This window comes from Magnetospirillum sp., assembly GCA_027532905.1.
Taxonomy (GTDB): domain Bacteria; phylum Pseudomonadota; class Alphaproteobacteria; order CACIAM-22H2; family CACIAM-22H2; genus Tagaea.
Genome location: JAPZUA010000001.1, coordinates 333,197 through 356,036, shown reverse-complemented (window position 1 = coordinate 356,036; position 22,840 = coordinate 333,197). Strand labels below are relative to the sequence as shown.

Annotated in this window: 22 protein-coding genes; 5 read left to right on the top strand and 17 right to left on the bottom strand. The window is 63.3% G+C overall.

From position 1 onward, the window contains the following. Window positions 1-66: 66 nt before the first annotated feature. The 3 genes from O9320_01725 to O9320_01715 all read right to left on the bottom strand — a co-directional run bounded on the left by O9320_01725 (window position 67) and on the right by O9320_01715 (window position 3,867). The gene (locus O9320_01725) at window positions 67-1,449 is read right to left on the bottom strand and encodes a M20 family metallopeptidase (GenBank protein MCZ8309543.1); all 1,383 of its coding nucleotides are present in this window, start codon (window positions 1,447-1,449) and stop codon (window positions 67-69) included. A gap of 40 nt (window positions 1,450-1,489) precedes the next feature. Beyond that, on the bottom strand, window positions 1,490-2,851 hold the full coding sequence (gene hemN / locus O9320_01720) for an oxygen-independent coproporphyrinogen III oxidase (GenBank protein ID MCZ8309542.1): 1,362 nt from the start codon (window positions 2,849-2,851) through the stop codon (window positions 1,490-1,492). Between the two features lie 77 nt (window positions 2,852-2,928). After that, the gene (locus O9320_01715; protein ID MCZ8309541.1) at window positions 2,929-3,867 is read right to left on the bottom strand and encodes an AraC family transcriptional regulator; all 939 of its coding nucleotides are present in this window, start codon (window positions 3,865-3,867) and stop codon (window positions 2,929-2,931) included. Window positions 3,868-3,992: 125 nt separating this feature from the next. Between O9320_01715 and O9320_01710 the strand changes: the two genes are divergently transcribed. Then, window positions 3,993-4,829 carry an NAD(P)H-binding protein gene (locus tag O9320_01710; GenBank protein MCZ8309540.1) on the top strand — a complete coding sequence of 279 codons (837 nt, stop codon included), beginning with the start codon at window positions 3,993-3,995 and terminating at the stop codon, window positions 4,827-4,829. Between the two features lie 11 nt (window positions 4,830-4,840). Here the strand turns inward: O9320_01710 and O9320_01705 are convergent, their stop codons facing one another. The 3 genes from O9320_01705 to deoC are packed head-to-tail and all read right to left on the bottom strand — an operon-like array spanning window position 4,841 to window position 8,079. Continuing rightward, complete coding sequence (locus O9320_01705; GenBank protein MCZ8309539.1) at window positions 4,841-6,010, bottom strand: phosphopentomutase; 1,170 nt, start codon at window positions 6,008-6,010, stop codon at window positions 4,841-4,843. A gap of 3 nt (window positions 6,011-6,013) precedes the next feature. Further along, window positions 6,014-7,330: a thymidine phosphorylase gene (gene deoA / locus O9320_01700; GenBank protein MCZ8309538.1), complete on the bottom strand. Its 1,317-nt coding sequence runs from the start codon at window positions 7,328-7,330 to the stop codon at window positions 6,014-6,016. A 5-nt stretch (window positions 7,331-7,335) separates the two neighbouring features. Then, window positions 7,336-8,079 (bottom strand): deoxyribose-phosphate aldolase, encoded by a 744-nt coding sequence (gene deoC / locus O9320_01695; GenBank protein MCZ8309537.1) that lies wholly within the window; start codon window positions 8,077-8,079, stop codon window positions 7,336-7,338. A 95-nt stretch (window positions 8,080-8,174) separates the two neighbouring features. On the opposite strand from deoC, the gene O9320_01690 reads away from it, so the two are divergent. Next, window positions 8,175-8,873 carry a YqaJ viral recombinase family protein gene (locus O9320_01690; protein MCZ8309536.1) on the top strand — a complete coding sequence of 233 codons (699 nt, stop codon included), beginning with the start codon at window positions 8,175-8,177 and terminating at the stop codon, window positions 8,871-8,873. Window positions 8,874-8,878: 5 nt separating this feature from the next. Here O9320_01690 and O9320_01685 read toward each other — a convergent pair whose 3' ends face one another. The 5 genes from O9320_01685 to O9320_01665 are packed head-to-tail and all read right to left on the bottom strand — an operon-like array spanning window position 8,879 to window position 14,332. Further along, window positions 8,879-9,718, bottom strand: coding sequence for a purine-nucleoside phosphorylase (locus O9320_01685; protein ID MCZ8309535.1), 840 nt, complete (start codon window positions 9,716-9,718; stop codon window positions 8,879-8,881). 2 nt (window positions 9,719-9,720) lie between these two features. Continuing rightward, complete coding sequence (locus tag O9320_01680) at window positions 9,721-10,695, bottom strand: ABC transporter permease (protein ID MCZ8309534.1); 975 nt, start codon at window positions 10,693-10,695, stop codon at window positions 9,721-9,723. After that, on the bottom strand, window positions 10,695-11,792 hold the full coding sequence (locus O9320_01675) for an ABC transporter permease (GenBank protein ID MCZ8309533.1): 1,098 nt from the start codon (window positions 11,790-11,792) through the stop codon (window positions 10,695-10,697). Before O9320_01675 ends, O9320_01680 begins: the two co-directional genes overlap by 1 nt. Beyond that, on the bottom strand, window positions 11,789-13,348 hold the full coding sequence (locus tag O9320_01670; protein MCZ8309532.1) for an ABC transporter ATP-binding protein: 1,560 nt from the start codon (window positions 13,346-13,348) through the stop codon (window positions 11,789-11,791). Before O9320_01670 ends, O9320_01675 begins: the two co-directional genes overlap by 4 nt. Before the next feature lie 3 nt (window positions 13,349-13,351). Next, complete coding sequence (locus O9320_01665; protein MCZ8309531.1) at window positions 13,352-14,332, bottom strand: BMP family ABC transporter substrate-binding protein; 981 nt, start codon at window positions 14,330-14,332, stop codon at window positions 13,352-13,354. Between the two features lie 142 nt (window positions 14,333-14,474). Here O9320_01665 and O9320_01660 point away from each other — a divergent pair, with 142 nt between their 5' ends. Further along, on the top strand, window positions 14,475-15,575 hold the full coding sequence (locus O9320_01660) for a DSD1 family PLP-dependent enzyme (GenBank protein MCZ8309530.1): 1,101 nt from the start codon (window positions 14,475-14,477) through the stop codon (window positions 15,573-15,575). Here the strand turns inward: O9320_01660 and O9320_01655 are convergent. After that, window positions 15,568-15,990 carry a DUF4345 domain-containing protein gene (locus O9320_01655; protein MCZ8309529.1) on the bottom strand — a complete coding sequence of 141 codons (423 nt, stop codon included), beginning with the start codon at window positions 15,988-15,990 and terminating at the stop codon, window positions 15,568-15,570. The two genes, O9320_01660 and O9320_01655, sit on opposite strands and share 8 nt — an antisense overlap. Here O9320_01655 and O9320_01650 point away from each other — a divergent pair. After that, complete coding sequence (locus tag O9320_01650; GenBank protein ID MCZ8309528.1) at window positions 15,976-16,842, top strand: alpha/beta hydrolase; 867 nt, start codon at window positions 15,976-15,978, stop codon at window positions 16,840-16,842. The two genes, O9320_01655 and O9320_01650, sit on opposite strands and share 15 nt — an antisense overlap. 365 nt (window positions 16,843-17,207) lie before the next feature. Here the strand turns inward: O9320_01650 and O9320_01645 are convergent, their stop codons facing one another. From O9320_01645 to O9320_01625, 5 genes are all read right to left on the bottom strand, one after another. Continuing rightward, window positions 17,208-17,957, bottom strand: a complete 750-nt coding sequence (locus O9320_01645) for a hypothetical protein (GenBank protein ID MCZ8309527.1) — start codon at window positions 17,955-17,957, stop codon at window positions 17,208-17,210. 14 nt (window positions 17,958-17,971) lie between these two features. After that, window positions 17,972-18,670 (bottom strand): hypothetical protein, encoded by a 699-nt coding sequence (locus O9320_01640; protein ID MCZ8309526.1) that lies wholly within the window; start codon window positions 18,668-18,670, stop codon window positions 17,972-17,974. A 1,136-nt stretch (window positions 18,671-19,806) separates the two neighbouring features. Continuing rightward, the gene (locus O9320_01635) at window positions 19,807-20,055 is read right to left on the bottom strand and encodes a hypothetical protein (GenBank protein ID MCZ8309525.1); all 249 of its coding nucleotides are present in this window, start codon (window positions 20,053-20,055) and stop codon (window positions 19,807-19,809) included. A gap of 22 nt (window positions 20,056-20,077) precedes the next feature. Next, window positions 20,078-20,929 (bottom strand): S49 family peptidase, encoded by an 852-nt coding sequence (locus O9320_01630; protein MCZ8309524.1) that lies wholly within the window; start codon window positions 20,927-20,929, stop codon window positions 20,078-20,080. A gap of 11 nt (window positions 20,930-20,940) precedes the next feature. Next, window positions 20,941-21,687: a methyltransferase gene (locus O9320_01625; protein MCZ8309523.1), complete on the bottom strand. Its 747-nt coding sequence runs from the start codon at window positions 21,685-21,687 to the stop codon at window positions 20,941-20,943. Between the two features lie 114 nt (window positions 21,688-21,801). Between O9320_01625 and O9320_01620 the strand changes: the two genes are divergently transcribed. Continuing rightward, window positions 21,802-22,836 carry a polyprenyl synthetase family protein gene (locus tag O9320_01620; GenBank protein ID MCZ8309522.1) on the top strand — a complete coding sequence of 345 codons (1,035 nt, stop codon included), beginning with the start codon at window positions 21,802-21,804 and terminating at the stop codon, window positions 22,834-22,836. The last annotated feature ends 4 nt before the right edge of the window (window positions 22,837-22,840 follow it).

Here is a 22,840-nt window from a genome sequence, read left to right as displayed (position 1 = left end):
ATATCCACTCGGATATAACGACACGCTGCGACGTTTTGTCAATCTCGCGGGAGCGGGCGGGCGGGGTCAGGCGCGCGGCTTCTCGCCGATGTCCCAATAGAGCCCGGCCATCAGCTGCACGCCCTGGCGCGCCACATGCGGCAGCATGTGTTCGTCGGGCGCGTGCTGGCGGCAGGCCGGATACGAATGCGGGATCCATACAGTCGGCAGGCCTAGCACTTCGCTGAAAATGTCGTTGGGCAGCGAACCGCCGAGATTGGGCAGGATCGCAGGCTTCGCGTTCGCGGTTTTTGCAAGACTGTCGCGCGCAAACTGAACCCACGGATGTTCGGGATCGAGGCGCGTCGCGCGGAAAATCTCTTCGCGCGCGGCGGCGATCTTGACCATCGCAAAACCGTGCCGATCGAGATGGCGGCGCAAGGCCGGCAGGATCGTCTCGGGCTCGGTGCCGACGACGAAGCGCAACTGGCAGCGCGCCCACGCCTTGGCCGGGATCGCGTTGACCGGGTTGTCGGGATTGCCGGTGCGAAACGCGAGCACTTCGAACGCATTCCAGCCGAACACGCGCTCGGCGGGCGTGAGGCCAGGCTCGCCCCAAAGGGGCTCGACCTTGGGGCCGTCCGCACCGCCATCCACTTCGCAGTCGGCCAACGCATCGCGCACGGAAGCCGGAAATTCGCGCGGCACCCAATCGGCCACGCGGATCTGGCCCGTGGGCCCGGCGATGCAGGCGATCGCGTGCGCCAATTGCAGGCCCGGATTGGAGATGAGCCCACCCCAATTGCCGGAATGGTGCGCACCGCCGCGCGCGTCGATCTCGAGATCGAAATTCATCGACCCGCGCGAACCCAAAAACAAAGTCGGCCGCTCGGCGCTGAGGCGCGGCCCGTCGGACGCGATCAAAACGTCGGCGGCGAATTTTTCTTTGTGCGCGGCGCACAATTCGCGCAAACCCGGCGAGCCCACTTCCTCGCCCATCTCGATGAGATACTTCGCGTTGAAGCCGAGCTTGCCGCGCGCTTCGATGACGGCGGCGAGTGCTCCCAGATTGATCGTGTGCTGGCCTTTGTTGTCGGCCGTCCCGCGCCCGTACCAACGCTCGTCGGTTTCGACGAGCTGCCATGGCGACAGGCCGTCTTGCCATTGCGCATCCTGGCCGCGGATCACGTCGCCGTGCCCGTAGCCGAACACGGTGGGGGCCGCCGGATCCTCGAGGCGGGTGGCTAGCAAAAACGGCCCCTTGGCGCGCGGATGGGCGAGCAGTTCGACCTTAAAGCCGAGGGCTTCGAAGCTCGACCGCATCTCGGTTTCGAGATAGGCGGCAAGCTCGGCGCTGCGATCGGGGTTTTGGCTTTCGGTCTTGAACGCGATACGGCGCGCAAGATCGGTTTTGAGAGCACCGCTGTCGAAATAGCGGGCGGCGGCGGCAAGGGCTGTCTGGCGGGTCATGCCGCCATTAAACAGCCGCCTTCGCCCAAGGTCGAGCGGTTTAGACCGCGACCGAATGCTTGGCGTCGCCGCGCGCCAGATATTGGTCGAACGCGGACGCGACGATGCGCGCGTAGTTGGCCATGCCGGGCGGTACTGTGACGCGCAGGCCGTTGCGGATGCACAGCCCGTCCGCCGCCAACCGGTCGATCTGGGCGAGCGACGTCGCGAAATAATCGAGCGGGTGGGCGGCGAGCCGATGCGCTTGCGCGATTTTGCCGAGATCGACCGTCATGTCGCACATCAGCCGTTCGATCGCGTTGCGCCGCACGCGGTCTTCGCCGCTGAGGCTCAAGCCGCGCGCGACCGGCAAGCTGCCTTCTTTGACCGAAGCTTGCCAACTGTCGAGGCGCGTATGGTTCTGCGCATAGCCTTGCGCGTAGGCCGAAATCGCCGACGGGCCGAAGCCCAGCAGCGTGTCGGCCGTGTCGGTCGTGTAGCCCTGGAAGTTGCGCCGCAGCACGCCGTCGCGCGCCGCCACGGCGATTTCGTCGTCGGGACGCGCGAAATGGTCGATGCCGATGCGCGCATAGCCGCGCTGCGCCAATGCCACATGCGCCGAGGCGGCGAGCGCCAAACGCTCGGCCGTGTCGGGCAGGCCGTGCGGCTCGAGGAGTTTCTGGTGCGGCTTCATCCACGGCACATGCGCATAGCCGAACAAAGCCACGCGGCTCGCACCCAACTCGTCCACCTGTGCCACCGTGCGCGCGAGCGTGTCGGGCGTTTGGTAGGGCAGGCCGTAGAGCAGATCCACGCCGAACTGTTCGAGGCCGGCCCCGTAGAGCAGGGCCAGCTTCTCGCCGACAAGCTCGAGCGGTTGGATGCGGTTGATGGCCGACTGCACTTTCGGGTCGAAATCCTGGATGCCGAGATTGACGCGCGTGACACCGGCGTCAGCGAGTGCACGTGCGGTCGCGGCATCGAGCGTGCGCGGATCGATCTCGACCTCGAAGCGCGTGTCGGCATCGAACGCAAACGTGTTGCGCAAAGCGTCGGCGAGGCGGGCCAGATCGGCTGCAGCGAGCGCATTCGGCGTGCCGCCGCCCAGATGCACGTGGCTTGCGCGCAGCTTGCCGCTGAGCAGCGCACGCACGGCGGCGATTTCGTCGAGCAGCGTGTCGAAATAGCTGCGCACCGGCTCGTAGCGAGCCGACACACTGGTGTTGCAGCCGCAATACCAGCACAGCTTTGCGCAGAACGGCACGTGGATATAGACCGACACGCCGTGCGTGGGATCGAGCCGCTCGAGCCAGCCGCCGACGGCGGTGGCCCCGACCTGCGGCGTGAAATGCGGGGCGGTGGGATAGCTCGTGTAGCGGGGGACGAGCGTTTCGGCGCGGGACAGCGTTTCCGGGTTTTGCATAGACCCGAGTGTGCCCAAGTCGCCGCGTGCACGAATTGACGTGCGTCAAATCGCCCGCAAAAAAGCGGAACGCTCGGTCACGATGCGGTAAGCCGCCACGGCGAAGCGCGGTCTTCGTGGTCGCGGCGGCGGAATTCCTTGGGCGCGACGCCAACCGTGCGCTTGAACACCTTCGAGAAACCGAACGCGTCCTGGTAGCCCACTTGCGCCGCGACGTCGTCGAGCTTCTTGTCGGTTTCGCTCAAGAGCCGCATCGCGGCTTGCATGCGCACAGTGCGCAAGTAGGAAAGCGGCGTGTCGTCCATGGCCGCGCGGAACCGTTCGGCGAGCCGCGTGCGCGACAGGCCGACCGCTTCGGCCAGCGCCTCCAGCGTCCAGCCGCGCGCATAGTCGGCATGCATCAACGCGATCGCCTGTTTCACATGCGCATCGGCCAACGCTTTGCCGAGGCCGGGACCGGTTTCTGCATTGCGCGCCGCGATCTCGCGCAGCAGATAGGCGAACAGCACGTCGAGCAGCCCGTGCAGAATCGTCTGCGCCCCGGGCCCCGCATTGGCGGCTTCTTCGCCGACGAGGCCCACGGTCAACGCGACGGGCCCCAGGCGCGGCAATTCGGCCCCCCGCAGCACGAACCAATCGGGCAGCGTGGCGAAAAACGGATGGATCGGCGCGTTCCAGAATTGGTAGGCGCCGCTGATGAGCCGGCAGCGCCCGACCGGCACGAGCGGGCGCACACTGCCTGTCGGCTGGTCGAAGATCGTCGCAATGCGGCGTTTGTCGAGCTTGGTATCGGTCGCAACCACATGGTCGTGCCCCCGCGCCATGATCGCGATATCGCCGGACTGCAAGGCGAGCGGTGCCGCCCGCCCCGGGCTGTGGATATAGACGGGGCCTTGCAGCGCCACATGCAGGCCAAGGCTCTTGTCGCACGGAAAGCGCAGCGCTTGGGCAGGCGTCAAGGCGCGCAGATCGAGCACGCGATGGCGCAGGCCCGCCTGGCGCAGAATATCGCTCAACAAATCCATCGTAGAATACGATATATCAGTACGTTTAGACATGGAAACTGTATTTTTAGCCATTAAACGTTCCATCTTTTCCGGCGAACCTGCGGCCTCGATCTCATCCGCAAAGGAACATCCACATGGCAAAAACTTTGGTCGTCGGCGCGAACGGCACGGTCGGCAGCAATCTCGTGCGGCTTTTGACTGCCAAGGACGAAACGGTTCTGAGGGCCACGAGCAAACAGCCGCAGCAGGCGGACGAGGTACATTTGAATCTCGCGACCGGCGAAGGCCGCGCGGCGGCGTTTGGCGGCGTGGCGCGCGCATTCTTCTTGTCGCCGCCCGGCTTCACGAACCAGGATCAGTTGATGATCCCGCTTATCGACGCGGCCAAAGCGGCGGGTGTCGGCAAGATCGTGCTGATGACCGCGATGGGGGCCAATGCCGACGATGCCGCACCGCTGCGCAAAGCCGAATTGCATCTCGAGAAGGCGGGCCTTGCCTACAACATCGTGCGCCCGAACTGGTTCATGCAGAATTTCAACAGCTATTGGATTGGCTCGATCCTGGCGGAAGGAAAAATCCGCCTACCAGTGGGCACGGCCAAAGGCAGTTTCATCGATGCGCGCGACATTGCGGCCGTTGCGGCCAAATTGCTGACGTCGAGCCGCTATGACGGCCAAGCTTTCGACCTTACGGGCAGCGAAGCGCTCGACCACGATGCAGTTGCGGCTATCCTCTCGTGCGAAACAGGTAAAAGAATCACGTTTGAAGACATCGCCCCCGAAGCAATGCTGCAAGGCCTGCTCGGCGCTGGCTTACCGCAGGCCTATGCCGAGTTCCTGCTCGTCATTCTCGGTTACTTCAAGGCGGGCTATGCGGCGCGCATCGAGGATTCGGTCGAAAAAATCGTGGGCCGCAAGCCGATCGCGTTTGCGACCTATGCCAAAGACCACCGCGCGGCTTGGCTTGGTTAAGCGGGGGCAGGCTAGATAAAGCTCTTGCCGTGGCCGAGCGGGGCGATGCCGAGATGGGCTGCCAAGCTCTGGCCGATATCGGCAAAACTGTCGCGTGCGCCGAGGTCCCGGCCTTCGAGGCCGGGACCGAAGCACAGCACGGGCACATGTTCGCGCGTATGGTCGCTGCCGGGCCAGGTCGGGTCGCAGCCATGGTCGGCGGTCAATACGGCGATATCGCCGGGGCGCAGTGCGGCTTCGACCGTGGGCAGATGCCGGTCGAATTCCGCCAAGGCTGCGGCGTATCCGGCCGCATCGCGGCGATGGCCGAAGAGCGTGTCGAAATCGACGAAGTTGGTCATCGTGAAGCTGCCGTCGGGGGCCGAGGCGATCGCGGCCAAAGTCTTGACCATCAAATCGTCGTTGCCGTCGGCTTTGATTTCTTCCTGCGTGCCTTGATGGGCATAGATGTCGCCGATCTTGCCGATGGCGATCGTCTTGCGCCCGGCGTCCGTGAGTTTGTCGAACAAAGTGGGGGCGGGCGGGCGCACCGCATAGTCTTTGCGATTGGCCGTGCGCTTGAAGCGGCCGGGAGTGTCGCCCACAAAGGGCCGTGCGATCACGCGCGCGATTTTGTAGGGTTGCACAAGCTCGAACGCGATCTTGCAGAGCTCGAGCAGCCGAGCGAGGCCGAAATGGCTTTCGTGCGCGGCAATCTGGAACACGCTGTCGGCCGAGGTATAGACGATGGGTTTGCCCGTCGCGATATGCTCGAGCCCGAGTTCGTCGATGATCTGCGTGCCCGAAGCGTGGCAATCGCCGAGCACGCCGGGCAGCTTTGCCTTCGCGACGAGTTCGGAAATCAAAGCCGCCGGAAAGCTCGGCACGGTCTTCGGGAAATAGCCCCAATCGAATTCGACGGGTACCCCCGCCATTTCCCAATGGCCCGAGGGCGTGTCCTTGCCGAACGAACGCTCGCGCGCGGCCCCGTGCCAGGCTTGCGGCGGCGGGCCGTCGTAACGCAAACCGGTCGCGGTCGCGTGGGCGGCATCAAGACCAAGGCGCACGAGATTGGGCACGTACGGCTTGTGCGCCGCGCGGATATGGCCCCAGGTGTCGGCCCCCACATCGCCGAAGCGCGCCGCGTCGGGGGCCGCACCGATGCCGAACGAGTCCATAACCAGCACAAACGCGCGCGCCATCGCTCAAGCTCCCAAGGTTTCGCGCACGACCGCACCCGAAGCACTTCGCGTCGCGCCGATACGATAGGCGTTTTGTAAGCGAAGAGAAGCGCGCGCGGCACTGGCTTCGTCGCGCGCATGCACGATCGCGACCGGCGCACCAGGGCCGACGCTGGCGCCGATCTCCGCAAGCTCGACAAAGCCCATGGCCGGATCGATCGCGGCAGCTGGATCGGTGCGTCCGCCGCCGAGATCGACGACGGCGAGCCCGACCTGCCGCGTATCGATTTTTTCGACAAAGCCCGCCGCCAAGGCCGGCACTTCGCGCACGATCGGGGCTTGCGCCAAATATTTGTCCGGCCGCTCCATAAGGTCGGCGGGGCCGCCAAGGGCCGAGACCATGCGCGCGAAACGCTCGGCCGCTGCACCGCTCGCCAAGGCGGCATCGAGCTTGGCGCCTGCTTCATCGCGTGGCGCAATGCCGGAAAGATCCAGCATCTCGACAGCCAAAGCGCGTGTGCAGGCAAGCGTGCGCGCGTCGCCGTCGCCTTTGAGAAACGCGATCGCATCGCGCACTTCCAGCGCGTTGCCGGCGACCCGCCCGAGCGGGCTGTCCATGTCGGTCAGCAACGCGCGCGTCTTGAGGCCTGCGCCGTTGGCGACGTCGACGATCGACAGCGCAAGCTCGCGCGATTTCTCGTAACTGGGCATGAAAGCGCCCGAGCCGAACTTCACATCCATCACGAGCGCGTCCAAGCCCGCCGCGAGTTTCTTCGACAGGATCGAGGCGGTGATGAGGCCGATCGATTCGACCGTCGCGGTCACGTCGCGGATCGCGTAGAGGCGCTTGTCGGCCGGAGCGAGATTGGCGGTCTGGCCGATCACCGCACAGCCTACGTCACGCACACAGGCGCGGAAGCGCACATTGTCCGGAACCGCGTCGTAGCCCGGAATGCTGCCGAGCTTGTCGAGCGTGCCGCCCGTGTGCCCGAGCCCGCGCCCCGAAATCATCGGCACGTAGCCGCCGCACGCTGCGACCCACGGCGCCAGCATCAGGCTCACCTTGTCGCCGACCCCGCCGGTCGAATGTTTGTCGACGATGGGGCCGGGCAGATCGAGATCGTCCCAGCGCAACGTGTCGCCCGAGGCGGTCATCGCGCGCGTGAGTGCCACGCGCTCGCCCGTATCGAGCCCGCGCAGGAACAGCGCCATGGCAAGGGCACCCACTTGCGCGTCGGCCAAGCCCTTGCCGTCGGCAATGCCGGCGACGAGCTGGCCGATTTCATGGTCGTCGAGACGCGTTCCGTCGCGCTTCTTGGCGATCAGTTCCTGCGGCAGCATGGCGGTCAATAGACGGCCGATTCTTGGGCGGCGGCCGTGCGGCCGTCGAGGATCGCGAGCAGCACGTCGAGCAGGCCCGAAGCGCCGATGCGGAAATTGTCGGGCGTGGCCCAGCCGGGGCCGCGGACTTCGTCGGCGAGCGAAAGATAGATTTTGGCATCGGCGAGCGTGCGCACGCCGCCCGATGCTTTGAAGCCCCCGCCCGCCGCCAGCAGCACGCGCGCAGCCTCGGGCGTGGCGCCCGTCGGGATCTTGCCGGTCGAGGTTTTGAGCATGTCGGCCCCCGCATCGCGCCCGACTTTGCACGCTGCGGCAAGGCGCGCCATGTCGGGGAAAGCGCCGCTTTCGAGGATGAGCTTGAGCTTCTTGTTGCCGCAGGCTTGCTTCACGGTCGCCACCATCGTTTCGGCCTTCACCGTTTCGCCGCGCAGCCATTCGCGATAGGGGAAGACGAGATCGATCTCGTCGGCCCCGTCCCGCAAGGCCGCTTCGACCGTGGCGAGTACGTCGGCGCGCGCCTCGCTGCCGCTCGGGAAATTCGCCACGCACGCGATCTTGATGGGTTTGCCCGCGAGCGAGGCTTTGGCGACGCCGACAAAACGCGGCCACACGCAGACGGCGGCGACATTGCCGTAGAGCGTGGTCGCGCGCCGGCAGAGCTTCTCGACGGCGGCCGCGTCGTCGCCGTCGTTGAGGCTCGTCAAATCGAGGGCTGCCAAAGCGCGCAGCGCAAAATCCTGGTCGGTCATGGGGGCGGAATTTCCGGGGGTTTCGAAGGCCCAGGTGCTAGCATTTTCCTGCGATTCAGGCAAAGGGCGCTGCGTCGCGTGGTGGGAAAAATTCGATGATTCGTCTATGCCCCGTCTGCGTTGCCGAATGCGAGGTGCCCGAGCGCCATCGCGGACCCATCGCGTGCCAAGCGTGCGATGCGGCGTTTCTGGCCGACACGCAAGGGCCCGACGATCCGCTTGCAAGCCTGCCATCCGCCCGCCCGCAGCGCGTCGAGATCGCACAAGGGACCGACGCGTGGCGCGCCCTTCGTCGGACCTTGCGTATGGCAAGCGAAACGCCTGCGGTGCTTGGGCTGTCGTCGTTCTCGAACGCACTTGCCAATCTGCGCGACGAAAAGCGCGGCAAACGCATCTTCGTGAATGCCGCGATGCGCAAGGGCACCGAACAGGAGCCGTTTGCGCGCGCGGCCTATGCCGAGAAGCACGGGGCTGCCGATGCGGCCATGTATGTGGATGGGGCGTATGGCTGCAGTCTTGACGGAATTTCGGCCGATTGCCGCACGGTGCTCGAAATCAAGACGCCCTATCGCGGACGCGCGCACGAGCGTTGGCGCTTGGCGGTCGCGGGCCGCACGCTGCCGTCGGACTATGCGCAGATCCAACACCAGCTGATGGTCTGCCGTGCGGCACGCGCGCATCTCTTCGTGTGGGATGCCGAAGCGCGCGAAGGCGTGCAGGTCGAGGTTTTGCCCGACCCGGCCTTCTGGGTCCGCATCCGCACCGGCTGGGACAAATTCTGGCCGACGCTCTAGCGCGCTCAGGCCGTCAGAAGATCGGCGAGGCTCGCGGTCAGCAGTTTTTCAAGGCGCTCGCCGCAAAGCTTGGCGATTTTCTGCGTGTGGTCGTGGCTCAAATGCTGGCCTTTGCGCATGCCCGCCGCGATGTTCGTGATCGCACTCACTGCGACCACGCGCAGGCCGCAATGGCGGGCGACCAGCACTTCGGGCACGGTCGACATGCCGACGAGATCCGCACCCATGCCGCGCAACGCGCGGATTTCGGCCGGCGTTTCGAAATTGGGACCGAGATACCAGGCATACACGCCCTCGGGCAACGCGATGCCGAGCTTGGCCGCGTTTGCTTTCAGCACGTCGCGCATCGCAGGGTCATAGGCGTCCGTCATCGGGAAAAAGCGCCCGCCCCATTCGTCGTCGTTGGGGCCGACCAGCGGGTTCAAGCCCGCCCACGCGATATGGTCGCTCAGCAGCACAAGCGAGCCTTCGTCGCTGCTCATGTGGAAGCTGCCGGCGGCATTGGTCAGCACGAGCCGCTCGATGCCGAGCGCTTTGAGCGTACGGATCGGCTGCTTGATCGCGGCGGGTTCCACGCCCTCGTAGAGATGCACGCGGCCCTGCAGGCACGCGACTTCGACGCCGGCCAAACGCCCGGCGACGAGGCGGCCGGCATGGCCTGCCACGCTCGACACGTGGAAGCCGGGGATTTCGCCGTAGGGAATCGCGACGGCGTCTTCCACGCGGTCGGCGAGCGGCCCAAGGCCCGAACCCAGCACGATCGCGACTTTGGGGCGCCGCGCGCCCAAACGCGCATGCAGGAACTTCGCGGCATCGTGCGGGCCGGCCGTCGTCGTCGCCGTCATCGTCATTTTTCCTTGCTGTAGGGAATGCCGCTCGCGCGCGGCGCATGCGCTTTGCCCACGAAGCCTGCGAGCAGCAGGATCGTGAGCAGATAGGGCAGGGCCTGGATCGCCTGCACAGGAACCACGCCGATACCCGGCAGGGCAACGCCCTGCAGGCGGCCTTGGAGTGCGTCGGCAAACGCGAAGATCAGGCACGCGAACAAGGTCGGGATCGGCATCCATTTGCCGAAGATGAGGGCGGCAAGGGCGAGGAAGCCTTTGCCTGCCGTCATCTCGCGCAAGAACGAGGCCGATTGCGCCGTCGAAAGATAGGCACCCGCAATGCCGCACAAGGCACCGCTCGCGAGCATTGCTTGGTAGCGCAAGCGCGCGACCGAAATGCCGGCGGTGTCGACCGCGTGCGGATTTTCGCCGACCGCGCGCAAGCGCAGGCCGAAACGCGTGCGGAACACGACGAACGCGACGACCGGCACCAGGGCCGCCGTCAGATAGACAAGCGCATTGTGGCCGGACAGCAGCCGCGTATAGATGGTCCCGATCACCGGCACGCCGGCGATCTCGGCTGCGAACGGCAAGTGCAGCGGCCGGAAGCGTGCGGCGTCCGCCAAAGCGGGCGTCTTGCCGCCTTCCTGGAACCATGCGAAGGCGAGCACGGCCGTAAGCCCCACAGCCAGCACGTTGAGCGCCATGCCCGCCACCACTTGGTTGCCGCGATGCGTGATGCAGGCAAAGCCGTGCACGAGCGCAAACGCGATCGATACGAGCATCGCGGCCGCCAAGCCCGCCCACGCCGATTGCAGCCAGAACGCGACCGAGGCGGCGGCGAATGCGCCTGCCAGCATCTTGCCTTCGAGTCCGATATCGACCACGCCCGAGCGCTCCGCGAACAGGCCCGCAAGCGCGCACAAGATCAGCGGGACTGCCAAGCGCACGGTCGAGGCCAGCAGCGACACGGTCTGGATGACGATGTCTTCCATCACGCGGCCCCGCGGGCGGCGAACATCCGCGCGAGGGTGGGGCGGAACATGTTTTCGAGCGCGCCGCAGAACAGGATGATGAGACCCTGGATCACGATCACCATTTCGCGGTTGATGTTGCGCATCTCGAACGCAAGCTCGGCCCCGCCCTGGTAGAGGGCGCCGAACAAGAGCGCCGCCAGGCACACGCCGACCGGATGGTTGCGGCCCATCAGCGCCACCGCAATGCCGACAAAGCCGTAGCCGCCGGTGAACGACAAAAGCAGGCGCGCTTGCGCGCCCTGGATTTCGTTGACGGCCATGAGCCCAGCAAGCGCACCCGATATCGCCATCGCGACGACGATGGTGCGTGCGGGATCGATGCCGGCATAGAGCGCCGCCTTGTGGCTGCTGCCCACGGTGCGCAAACGGTAGCCGGCCCGGCTGTGCCACACATAGATCCACACGAACACGGCGGCGGCCAGTGCGAGGAAAAACGCCGCATTGAGCGGCGAGCGCGGGGCCTTGATGCCGAACCAGCCGAGCATCTCCTGCATCGTCCACAAGGTCGTGTGGGCGGCGAAACGCCGCGTTTCGGGCGCCCCGTGGGCGGGATCGAGCAGCCAGTTGGTGATGAGATAGGTCATCAGCGCGGCCGCAAGAAAGTTGAACATGATCGTGGTGATGACCACGTGGCTGCCGCGATAGGCCTCGAGCCAGCCCGGGATTGCGGCCCACGCGGCCCCGAAGGCGGCGGCCGCCAGGATCGCGATCGGCACCACGGCGTAGCCGGGCAGAAAATCGAGATAGAGGCACGCGAGGCCCACGCCGAGGCCGGCCACGTAAGCCTGGCCTTCGCCGCCGATATTGAAGAGGCCGGCATGGAAGGCGAGTGCGACCGCAAGGCCGGTGAGGATGAAATTGGTCGTGTAGTAGAGCGTGAAGGCGATCGCCTCGGGATAGCCGATGGCCCCGTTCACGAGGATGCGCAAGGCTTTGATCGGATATTCGCCGATCGCGAGCACGACGAGGCCCGACAGCAGGAAGGCCGCCGCAAGATTGAGCAGCGGCAGGAGCCCCAGATCGACCCAACGCGGCAGGCGCGCACCCGCATTCATTGTGCGGCTGCCGCAGGTGCGGGTTCCACACCGGCCATCATGAGGCCGAGCGCTCGCTCGTCGGCCGCCGCACGCGCAAGCTCGCCCACGATGCGGCCGTCGAACATCACGAGGATGCGGTCGGCGAGCCCCAATATCTCGTCGAGTTCGCAGCTCACGAGCAGGATCGCTTTGCCCGCATCGCGCATCGCGACGAGGCGGCGATGGATGAATTCGATGGCGCCGATATCCACGCCGCGCGTCGGCTGGCCGATCAGCAGCAATTCGGGATCGCGGTCGATCTCGCGGCCGAGCACGATCTTCTGCTGGTTGCCGCCGCTGAAATTGCCAGAGCGCAACGCGGGCGTCGCCGGGCGCACGTCGAAAGCACCCATCAGGCGCGCGGTGCGCGCCGTGGCGGCGCGGTTCGACAAGAGCGGCCCGAGGCCCAATTCTTCGTCGCCGTGATAGCCGAGGATCGTGCTCTCGGCCGCCGAATAGCCCACGACCATGCCCATGCGGTGGCGGTCCTCGGGCACGTGCGCGATGCCGTGCAGGCGTGCCGCCCGGCTTGCGGCGGCCGTGCCCGGCGGGGCGAGTTTTTCGCCCTTGTAGAAAATTTCGCCGCCATTGAGCGGCAGCAAACCTGCGAGCGCTTCGAGCAATTCGCTCTGCCCGTTGCCGGACACGCCGGCGATGCCGACGATCTCGCCGGCACGTACATTGAGCGACACGCCGCGCAACCGCTCGACGCCGCGCGCATCGACGTAGCGCAAGCCCTCAGCACGCAGCACTTCGGCACCGGGCACGGACGCGTCTTTGGCGACGCGCAGCTGCACGCGCCGCCCGACCATGAGTTCGGCGAGTTCTTCCTGACTCGTCGCTGCCGTGTCGCGCGTGGCGACGACCGCACCCTGGCGCATGACCGTGACGCGGTCGGTTGCCGCGAGGATCTCACGCAATTTGTGCGTGATGAGGATGACCGTGCGGCCTTGGCTGCGCCACGTGTCGAGCAGGCGGAACAGCGCATCCGCCTCCTGCGGCGTGAGCACGGCCGTGGGCTCGTCGAGGATCAGGATGCGGGCACCGCGATAGAGCGCTTTGAGGATTTCCACGCGCTGCTGCGTGCCCACGTCGAGCGTTTCGATCTTCGCGTCGAGATCGACCTCGAGCCCGTAATCGGCCATGATTTTGCCGAGCGCTGCGCGTGCGGCCGCTTCGCCCTTCTTGAGCAGGGCGCCACCTTCGGCCCCCAGCAGCACGTTTTCGAGCACGGTGAAATTTTCGACCAGCATGAAATGCTGGTGCACCATGCCGATGCCCGCCGCGATCGCGTCCTGCGACGAGGCGATGCGCACCTGTTTGCCGTCGACGCGGATGGTGCCCGCATCGGCCGCGTAGTAGCCGTAGACGATGCCCATCAGCGTCGATTTGCCCGCCCCGTTCTCGCCCACGATGCCGTGGATCGAGCCTTTCGCGACGGACAAATCGACCGCCCGATTGGCGTGGACCGCGCCGAACCTTTTGTCGATGCCCACAAGTTCGAGGGCAAGGTCGAGCGCGGGTTCCCCGGCCATGTTTTAGCGCTGGGCCGTGACGTCGGTCACCTGCAGGCGGCCCGCGATGATCGCGTCGCGCGCTTCGTTGATGCGGCGCTCCATGTCGGCCGTCACGAGGGCGCGGTTGTTCGTGTCGATTGCGTAGCCGACACCTTCTTCCTTGAGGCCGAGCGAGGTGGCACCGGCCTTCCACGTGCCCTTGCGGGCGTCCGACATCGCGTTGTAGACGGCCACGTCCACGCGCTTGATCATCGAGGTCAGCATCGTGCCGGGATGCAGATGGTTCTGGTTGCTGTCGACGCCGATGGCGAGGCGGCCCGCGTCCTTGGCGGCTTGGTAGACGCCGAGGCCCGTGGCCCCTGCCGCCGCATAGACGACGTCGACGCCGCGATCGAACTGGCCGCGCGCAAGCTCGCCGCCGCGCGTCGGGTCGGCGAAGGCGGCGGGCGTGGTGCCGGTCATGTTCTGGACCACTTCGATCTGCGGGTTGACGTGCTTGGCACCCTCTTCGTAGCCCTTGGCGAATTTGCGGATGAGCGGGATGTCCATGCCGCCCACAAAGCCGACCTTCGCGGTCTTGCTCGCCATGGCGGCGGCCATGCCGACCAGGAACGAGCCTTCATGCTCGCGGAAGGTGATCGACTGCACGTTGGGCAGATTGACGACGCTGTCGATCAGCGTGAATTTCACGTCCGGAAATTCCTTGGCGACGGTTTCGACCGCTGCCCGGTTGCTGAAGCCGACAGCAACGACGACCGACGCCCCGCGGCGCGCCAGATTGCGGATCGCCTGTTCGCGCTCGGCGGTGTTGCGGATTTCGAACTCGGCATATTGCTGGCCGGTTTCGCGCTTGAAGCGCTCGGCCCCTTCGAAGGCGGCTTGGTTGAACGAGCGGTCGAACTTGCCGCCGACGTCGAACATCACGGCCGGTGCCGTCTGCGCGAAGGCGGGGGCCGCGACGAGGGCGGCGGCAAAACCGAGGGCGAGGGCGGTGTTTTTCATGGGGGGAGTCTCCGGCAAAAACGCTGCGATGGCGGCAATGTGACAAAGCCGTGCGGGAGAATCAATCTGGGACTTGGAATTCCCGAGGGCGGGCCGCACAATCCCACCTCCGCGTCGCGCCTCGCACAAGAAAGAAAAAACCTTGGAAGCCGCCCTCGAAACGCCCGCTCTGATCGTCGATCTCGATGCCGTTCAGCGCAACATTGCCCGCATGAAGGCACATGCCGCAGAAGCGGGCATCAAGCTGCGTCCGCACGGCAAGACGCACAAATCGCCGATCTTCGGCCGTATGCAAATCGCCGCCGGGGCCGTCGGCCTGTGCTGCCAGAAAGTCGGCGAGGCGCAAATTCTGGTCGAAGGCGGCATTGGCGATATTCTGGTCACCAACGAGATTGTGGCCCCGCGCGCATTGGCGCGGCTTGCCGACCTTGCGCGCTTTGCCAAGGTCCGCACGGTCGCCGACAACGCGCAAGGCATCGACTGGATCGCCGACGCCGCCCACGCGGCAGGCGTCGAGATCGGCGTGCTCGTCGATTGCGATCTGGGCCACGGGCGCACGGGCGTTGCCGAGCCTGTCGCCGCCGTCGCCCTTGGCCGCCAGATTGCAACCACCCCGGGCTTGCGCTTCGACGGGCTGCAGGCCTATCACGGCTCGGTGCAGCATGTGCACGGTTTCGCCGCACGCACGGCGGCGATCGCTGCCGCCAACGCGACGCTCGCGCGCTTCATCGTCGCGTTCGAAGCGGCAGGCCTCCCTCCGGCCATCGTGTCAGGGGCGGGGACGGGCAGCTTCGCGCAGCAGGCGAAGGCCGGCTACACCGAATGGCAGTGCGGCACCTACATCTTCATGGACAAGCAATATCGCGACATCGGCGACGAGGCAGGCAACACCTACCAGCCCTTCGAACAGGCTTTGTGGGTGCTGGCGACGGTCAACAGCACCCACGGCGGCGAGCGCGTCGTCGTCGATGCCGGTTTGAAATCGCTGTCGCTGGACGGCGGCTTGCCCGAGGCGGTCGATCTGCCGGGCTGGACATTCGCGTTCGGCGGCGACGAGCACGGCAAGCTCCTGCGCGATGCGACCCACGCAAATCCGGCCCCAGCCCCTGCACTCGGCAGCCAACTGCGCATATTGCCCGGACACGGCGACACCACGATCAACCTGCACGATGCCTACGAAATCTTCGAAGGCGGCAAACACGTGGCGACCTGGCCCGTCGCCGCGCGCGGCAAGATCAAATAAAGCGTCGCGCCACGCGGCGCTGCCATAGGGCGAGGGCCGGGACCACGCCAAGCTCGAGCCCGAGCCCGATGAGATGCGGCCATGTTGGTGCGCCCATCGCGAGCAACGCCACGAGCCGCCCGATCCCGCCCACAAAAACGAGTGCGGCCGCAAGGCCGAAGCGTGGCCCTTTGTGTTCGATCGCGGGCACGCAACTGTAGAAAACGACGCCCAGCGCCATGAAAATGCCGGAGAGATAGCGAAAATGGCTGTCGAGGTCGATTGTCGGCCCTTCGGCCCCTAGATAATTGGTGCCGGTCGCAACCCCCGCAGCACCGATGCCAAGCGGGATCGCGGCCAACACGGCCACGCAGCTCTGCAAGGCGCGTTTCTGCCGCAGCAAAGAAGACGGAGTTTGGGAATGCGTTGGTTCCATGGTGCGGTTGCCTTTGTGGGCGTGCTGCTGGTTGCGGGTTGTTCGGGTGTGGATGCGATCAACGCGCTGGTGCCGAAGAGCGGCTACACGCTCGAGAGAGATGTCGCCTACGGCCCGGATACGCGCCAGCGTTTCGATCTGTACGTGCCCGAGGGTGCGACTGGATCCGCACCGGTCGCGGTTTTTTTCTACGGCGGCGGCTGGACCGGCGGCAAAAAGGCCGATTATCTGTTCGCAGGCCAAGCGCTGGCCGAGCGCGGCTACGTGGTTGCGATCCCAGACTATCGGGTTTATCCGCAAGTGCGCTTTCCGGCGTTCCTCGAAGACAGTGCGGCAGCGGTGGCCGCGATCCGCGGCCATGTCGCCGCGCGCAATCTTGGAAACGGCAAGCTCGCACTGATCGGCCATTCGGCGGGCGCTTACAATGCCGCGATGCTCGCCCTCGATCCGCAATGGCTCGCGGCGGCGGGCGTGGATCTCTGCAAAGACATTTCGGCATTCGTGGGCCTTGCCGGCCCCTACAATTTCCTGCCGCTCAAAGGCCGCAGCCTCGTGGCGATTTTCGGGCAGGCCGAGCCGCTCGAAAAAACGCAGCCCATCGCATTCTCGAACACAAAAGCCCCGCCGATGCTGCTGCTGGCCGGCCGCAACGACGGCATCGTGTCGCCGCGCAACGCAACGGCGCTTGGCGCCGCGATCGAACAAGCAGGCGGCCGGGCGACGACGAAGCTCTACGACAATGTCGGCCACGCCGACATCGTGGCCGCCTTCGCGCGCCCCTTCCGCGGCGTGCCCCCGAGCCTCGACGATCTCGACCGGTTTCTTGCGGCGAACCGGGAGGGTGGGTGTTGAGGGGGGAAGCGATAGGCTGATGCTTTGACGGGTGCGGCTACGCGGCGGAAACGTAATAATCCATAATGTAAGTTTACCTTGTTGTATTAGAAGCCCGTCAGTTGGATTTTGTGGTTTGGGATACAGATCGTTCCCACTACTCTACGGACTTCCTAGAGTTGCGTTATGATGTTACTTTGGATTTTAAGAACGATCTCAAACGAGTCCACTAAGTGGATCGAGCAAGTCCATGTACGTTTGATCGTTGGGAACTGGGACGGCGCTCTAGGACTCTGATAGAGCGGGTACCCTAAAAATTTGAAACTAATGAATTTGTGTGTAGTCCATTTTTTATTTCACACCAAAATTTCAAACATCACTGGGCCCTATCTAAATTTCGCATTGTCGCTGGCTTCTTTATCGAGGTCCCATAATCCGGCATATTGTTTTCTTACAACTGGATTAACTGGAACATTCAAGCAATCACACAAAAAGATACAGGCACCAAGATAGTCGTAACAAGCCAGTTCTAGTTCTTTCTTCAATTCTTGTTCGAGCATCACTTGATTTTCTAATTTTCTAAACACTGTTGATATACGATCCTGCACTACCTTTACGGAATTCGAGGAGAATACCAACATACTGCTTATCTGATGCAATACATCATGATTCGTGTCGAATGGTTCCCAGGATATTGAGGCGTGCAGTGATTTAGGGCTTTCAATGGCATCAGGAATCATCGCGAATGCTGATACATTTTTAACTGTAAGATATAAATTCTCAGCAATCAGCAGGTTCATGTGCGCGCAAAGACCAAGACCTCGTTCGATAAGGGTAACTTTCTCCTTCTCTTTTGATTCATTGTGTTTGATGCCAATCATAACTGCGATCACTGCACCGACAACACCCAGAATGTTTCCGATGATTGATGCCAAGGCTTGAAGGCGATCACCGTCGGATTTCTCTGCAAACCAAAGACTCAGAAATTCGAGGCCAATTGAAGTGAGAAAGACTACGCCAACACACAAGGCGATCTTCCCGCGAACCCCAATTCGGCCTAGGAACTTGGCATACCCATCAAATATGAACTGGACGCGGGGATAGTTGGCAACGAGCCATTCCTTGATCTTGTTCATGTCACACAAAAATTTCAGTTTTTCTCTCTAAATGCGCGTACAATTGGGTCCTCATAACGACTCATCACAAAATCTGAAAGTCGAATATCGAGACTATATCCAATGTTAATAATGCACCTTACTAACTTTGAAAATTCATGATTCAAATCTGCTGCATTATATTGATATCCCAATGCAGGGTTTCTATAGATCGAATCTATAACAGTGTTTAGATAGTTTCTTGCTACGATTGCGTCACTTGCATAAACTGGCAGTAAGCCATTTATCGCATGAAGTTTTGTAGTATTACTCTCGAAAATACTCAGATTTATGAAATGAAGGTATCGAGCAAACATATTGAATCGCTTATTTCTAGCTTCCTCCGTAACGGGATTGGGATCGATAAGTTCATCTAGCCTTCGTGACGCGAGTTCGATGTCTCTACTGATTTGTATAAGCGAGACTCCTATCGACAAGCGCAGTTTGTTAACATCTTCTTTTTGGTTATCGCGCTCGGCTCGTATCGCAAGCATCACTGCGAATACAGCACCGATAATACCCAATGCGTTTCCAAGTAGTGAGGCGATTGCCTGTAGTTTTGCTTCGTTGTCGTCTGAGGCCCACCACAGACATATGAATACGATACTGGATAATGCCAGTAAGGCGAAGAAAAAGCACAATATGAGGGCTATGCTGAGTGGTTTGATCCGTTCAGACCAATTGCTTTTCGACATCACATTCAATCCATCGGTGGAATGAAACGTACCGAGTTCACCATCTGATTATAGAACTTTCGTGCGCCGTCAGGCAATGTCGCGCGCAGTGCATCCTCCAATATCAACTGGCGAACTTCTGCGTAATGAAGTGAACCCTTCGTTTTATGCAGTTAGATTATCTCGAACTTATACCCGTCGATCCCCCGCTTTTGGATTGCTTCATTTAAGTACGTCGATGAACCCGTATATGTCCGCCAGTCTGATTCGGATACGACACGTTTACGATTCTTCCTCCCAGCGACCTTCTTTCGGTTGGTCCGCGTAAAGTTCTTCTTGCCGATGTATTCGTGGCCAGTATCAAGTTCCGTTATGCGATATACAAAGCCGAACCAATCGGATGGATTAAAGGGAGTTGGGTATTGCCACACTCCATATTTAAACGAATGAAAAACCCCACCGTTTCCAGTGGAACTTTGGGAGTCTCTTTTAGTACTTCTTCCGCAATTGCTTTGTATAGGTGCATTCCTCAAAGGCAATTCTTCCATCAAGTTTCTATCGAATCCGATAAAGAGACTCTCTTTGAGAATTCGCAATTAGCAGACCATGGCCGCGTGCGGCTCCAATCGCATTGTTCAAATAGAAACCCCGGTCGCACGGCTTTGGACGGACGCACGACCGGGGGGAGGAGAGGATGAGAATATGAATTTACCCTATAGTTGTCTTTGTGACAATCGCGACTTTGATCTACTCCCACGTCACAAGGACGCAAGTTTGCGGGGTCACGAAACTTGACTCCAACGCACGCGAGGTTAGCTGCTGTGACTACCAGCGACGTTTGGTCCCGAACGCAGCGGGATATAGGTGCTTTATTCGCGCAATTGCGGTTTTCGCGTATTTGATAAGGTTATTTACCTATTTTGGATTAGTTACTTTGTTCTTGATAAAATCGATACGCTATAGTCGAATCAGCCATCGTTGTCGGGGGCGTGCCCAGCGGCGTGCGCTGTTTGAAATGTAAAGAAAGACGAACGGCAGTGGCCCCGTAAACCGGCCGCCGCAATATGTAACCTCGAATCGTCGTCGTGGTTACATTTGTGAAATATCAATGGGTTAAATCGGCGACCGTCGCTGTTTGTCGCGTTTGGTAACCTATTTCAGCCGCGTTGCGGGCAGTCTTGGCGGGCGCACGGGGCGGAGCCTTTGGCGACAAACGCCTTGCACACGCGGCAGGGGGCCAGGATTTCGGCCTCTTCTTTGAGGGCGGCTTTGGCTACACCGCCCTGGCGCGCGCGTTCGGCCGCGATCTCCTGCTCCTTCTCGCGGATGCGCAAGTAGCGCCAGCCGAACCACACGGCGGCCAGCACCACGATCAGCAGCAGGAGTTTGGCGAAGGAAAAGCCCATGGTTAAATTTTCTCCATCGCCGTCAGAGCCCGTAGCGCGCCCACAAAGCGCGCGTCTCGAGCGCTTCGAGCGCCTCCTGCGGCCAGGCGGCAGCACCCGCACCGAAGGGATTGCCTTGCGCAAGCCCGATCCAGCGCCGCAAAGCGCCGTCGCGCGCCCCGAAGCGGCGAAAGCGCACCTTGTCGCCGAAGCGCCGACGCAGATCGCTGCGCGCGTCGCCGAGCGCGTCGATGAGGCCCAGTTGTTTGGCCTGCGCACCGGTCCAGAAAGCGCCTTCGAACAAGGTGGCGTCGTCGCCCGCAAGGCGGGTCCCGCGCCTGTTCCGCACCCAGGCGATGAAATTGGCGTGGATCTCGGCCTGCAGCGCCTTGAGGCGGTCGATGTCTTCTTGTTTGGCAGGCACAAACGGATCGAGCAGCGATTTGTTGCGGCCCGCCGTGTAGAGGCGGCGCTCCACGCCCAGGCGCGCGATCGCCTCGGCAAAGCCGAAGCCGGCTGCGATCACGCCGATCGAGCCCACGACCGAGTTGGCGTCGGCCATGATCTCGTCGGCGGCACAGGCAAGCCAATAGCCGCCCGAGGCCGCCACATCCTCGACATAGGCGTAGACCGGCTTTTTGTGTTCGTCGGCAAGGGCGCGAATGCGGCTGCCGATCAACGCAGATTGTGCGGCCGAGCCGCCCGGCGAATTGAGGATGAGGGCCACGGCAGCGTAATCCTCGGCCTTGAACGCGGCTTCGAGCGGGCCTGCAAGCCGGGCAAGCGATAGCCCGCGCGAACCGCCCATGCCGATGGCGCCTTCGAGGCGCAGGACCGCCACGCGCGCGGGCGGCGTGCGGCCGAGAAAACGTTCGATCGTGTCGCGGAGATTCATCTTCCGCCTATCTATACACGCTCGGGTGCATCGAGAGCCAGTGCCGAACGGCCGCGCAGAACCGCATCGGCTGCCGCCGTGTAGCTGCCGTCGGCTTCGTGCAGCACGAGGCCGGCGGCGAGGCGCAGCGGGGTCGCGATACCTTTGCGCGCACGCACGAGGATGCGTTTGGCGGGCACGCCTGTTTTGGGCCATAGCGGAAACACCACGATTTCGCCGGCATGGCCGTGCAAACCTGCGATGAGATCGTCGAGCCGGTCGGCGCGCTGCACGAACAGCACATGCCCACGCGGCGCCACGGCGCGCAAGGCAGCCGCGATCCAGTGGCCAAGGGTCGCATCGCCTTCGACATTGGCGGTCGCGCGTGCCGCGTGCGGCGAGGCTTGCGCGCGCTGCGGCGGCAGATAGGGCGGGTTTGCGAACACAAGATCGAAGCCGGTTTTTGCGAAGCTGCGTACGTCGCCGATCTCGACTTCGAAGCGCTGGGCCATGTCGTTCGCTGCGGCGTTGGTGCGCGCAAGTTCGGCTGTGCCCGCATCGCGTTCGAGGCCGAGGATGCGCAAATCCGGCAGGCGCGCAAGGGCGCACAGACTCGCAGCCCCGGCACCGCAGCCAAGCTCGAGCGCATGGCGTATCGACAATGGGATTGCAGCTGCGAGAAGGACGGGATCGATGGCCGCACGATAGCCGTCGGCACTCTGGCGCAGCGCCACGCGGCCGTCGAGCAGTCGGTCGTCGGTGAAGGCAGGATCGCTCAAAAGGGGCAGCGTTTCGGCAAGAGGGCAGGCGAAGGCGAGACTTGAATTCTGCGCCTCAGCGCCTATGCTCGGTCGCGGTAGCAGGCCGCGTCAAGCGGCAAGGGGGAGCAGCCGGTGGCAGTCGTCGTAAATCTCGAAGGCGAGCGTGGGCGCAACGCGCGCGGGGCCGCGAAAAACGGTCTCGATGCGCTGGTCGCGTTGTGCGCGGAAGACATCAAAGCGGTCAACGAAGCGATCCTGCGGCGCATGCATTCTTCGGTGCCGCTGATCCCGCAGCTCGCGAGCCACATCGTGGCGGCCGGCGGCAAGCGCATGCGCCCGATGCTGACGCTGGCGGCAGCCCGCATGTGCGGCTATCGCGGCGACCGGCACATCCAGCTTGCGGCTTGCGTCGAGTTCATCCACACGGCCACGCTGCTGCACGACGACGTCGTCGACGAAAGCGATCTGCGCCGCGGCCGCGCCACGGCCAACGCGCTGTGGGGCAACAAGGCGAGCGTGTTGGTCGGCGATTTCCTGTTCAGCCGCTCGTTCCAGCTGATGGTCGAAGACGGCTCGCTTGCCGTGCTCGGCATCCTTTCGACCGCGTCGGCCACGATCGCGGAGGGCGAAGTTCTGCAGCTTGCCACCGCCAACGACACCGAAACTTCGGAGCAGGCCTATCTCGAAGTCGTCAGCGCCAAGACGGCCGCCTTGTTCGCGGCGGCGTGTCGCGTGGGTGCTGCCGTCGCCGACCGGCCCAAGGCCGAGGAAGACGCGCTCGAAACCTACGGCCTCAATCTCGGCATCGCCTTCCAGCTCGTCGACGACGTGCTCGACTACGGCGCTTCGAGCGCCGACATGGGCAAAAACAGCGGCGACGATTTCCGCGACGGCAAGATCACGCTGCCGGTGGTTCTCTCGTTCCTGCGCGGCGAGGAAAGCGAGCGCGTGTTCTGGCGCCGCACGCTCGAAGAGCTCGATCAGAAAGAGGGCGATTTCGCCCATGCGCTTGAGCTCATGCGCAAGCACCGGGCGCTCGACGACACGATTGAGCGGGCGCGCCATTACGGTCGCATCGCGCGCGATGCGCTCGGCATCTTCGCCGACGGGCCGGAGAAGCGCGCTTTGGTCGAACTCGTGGATTTCGCGATCCAGCGCGGCTATTAGCTCG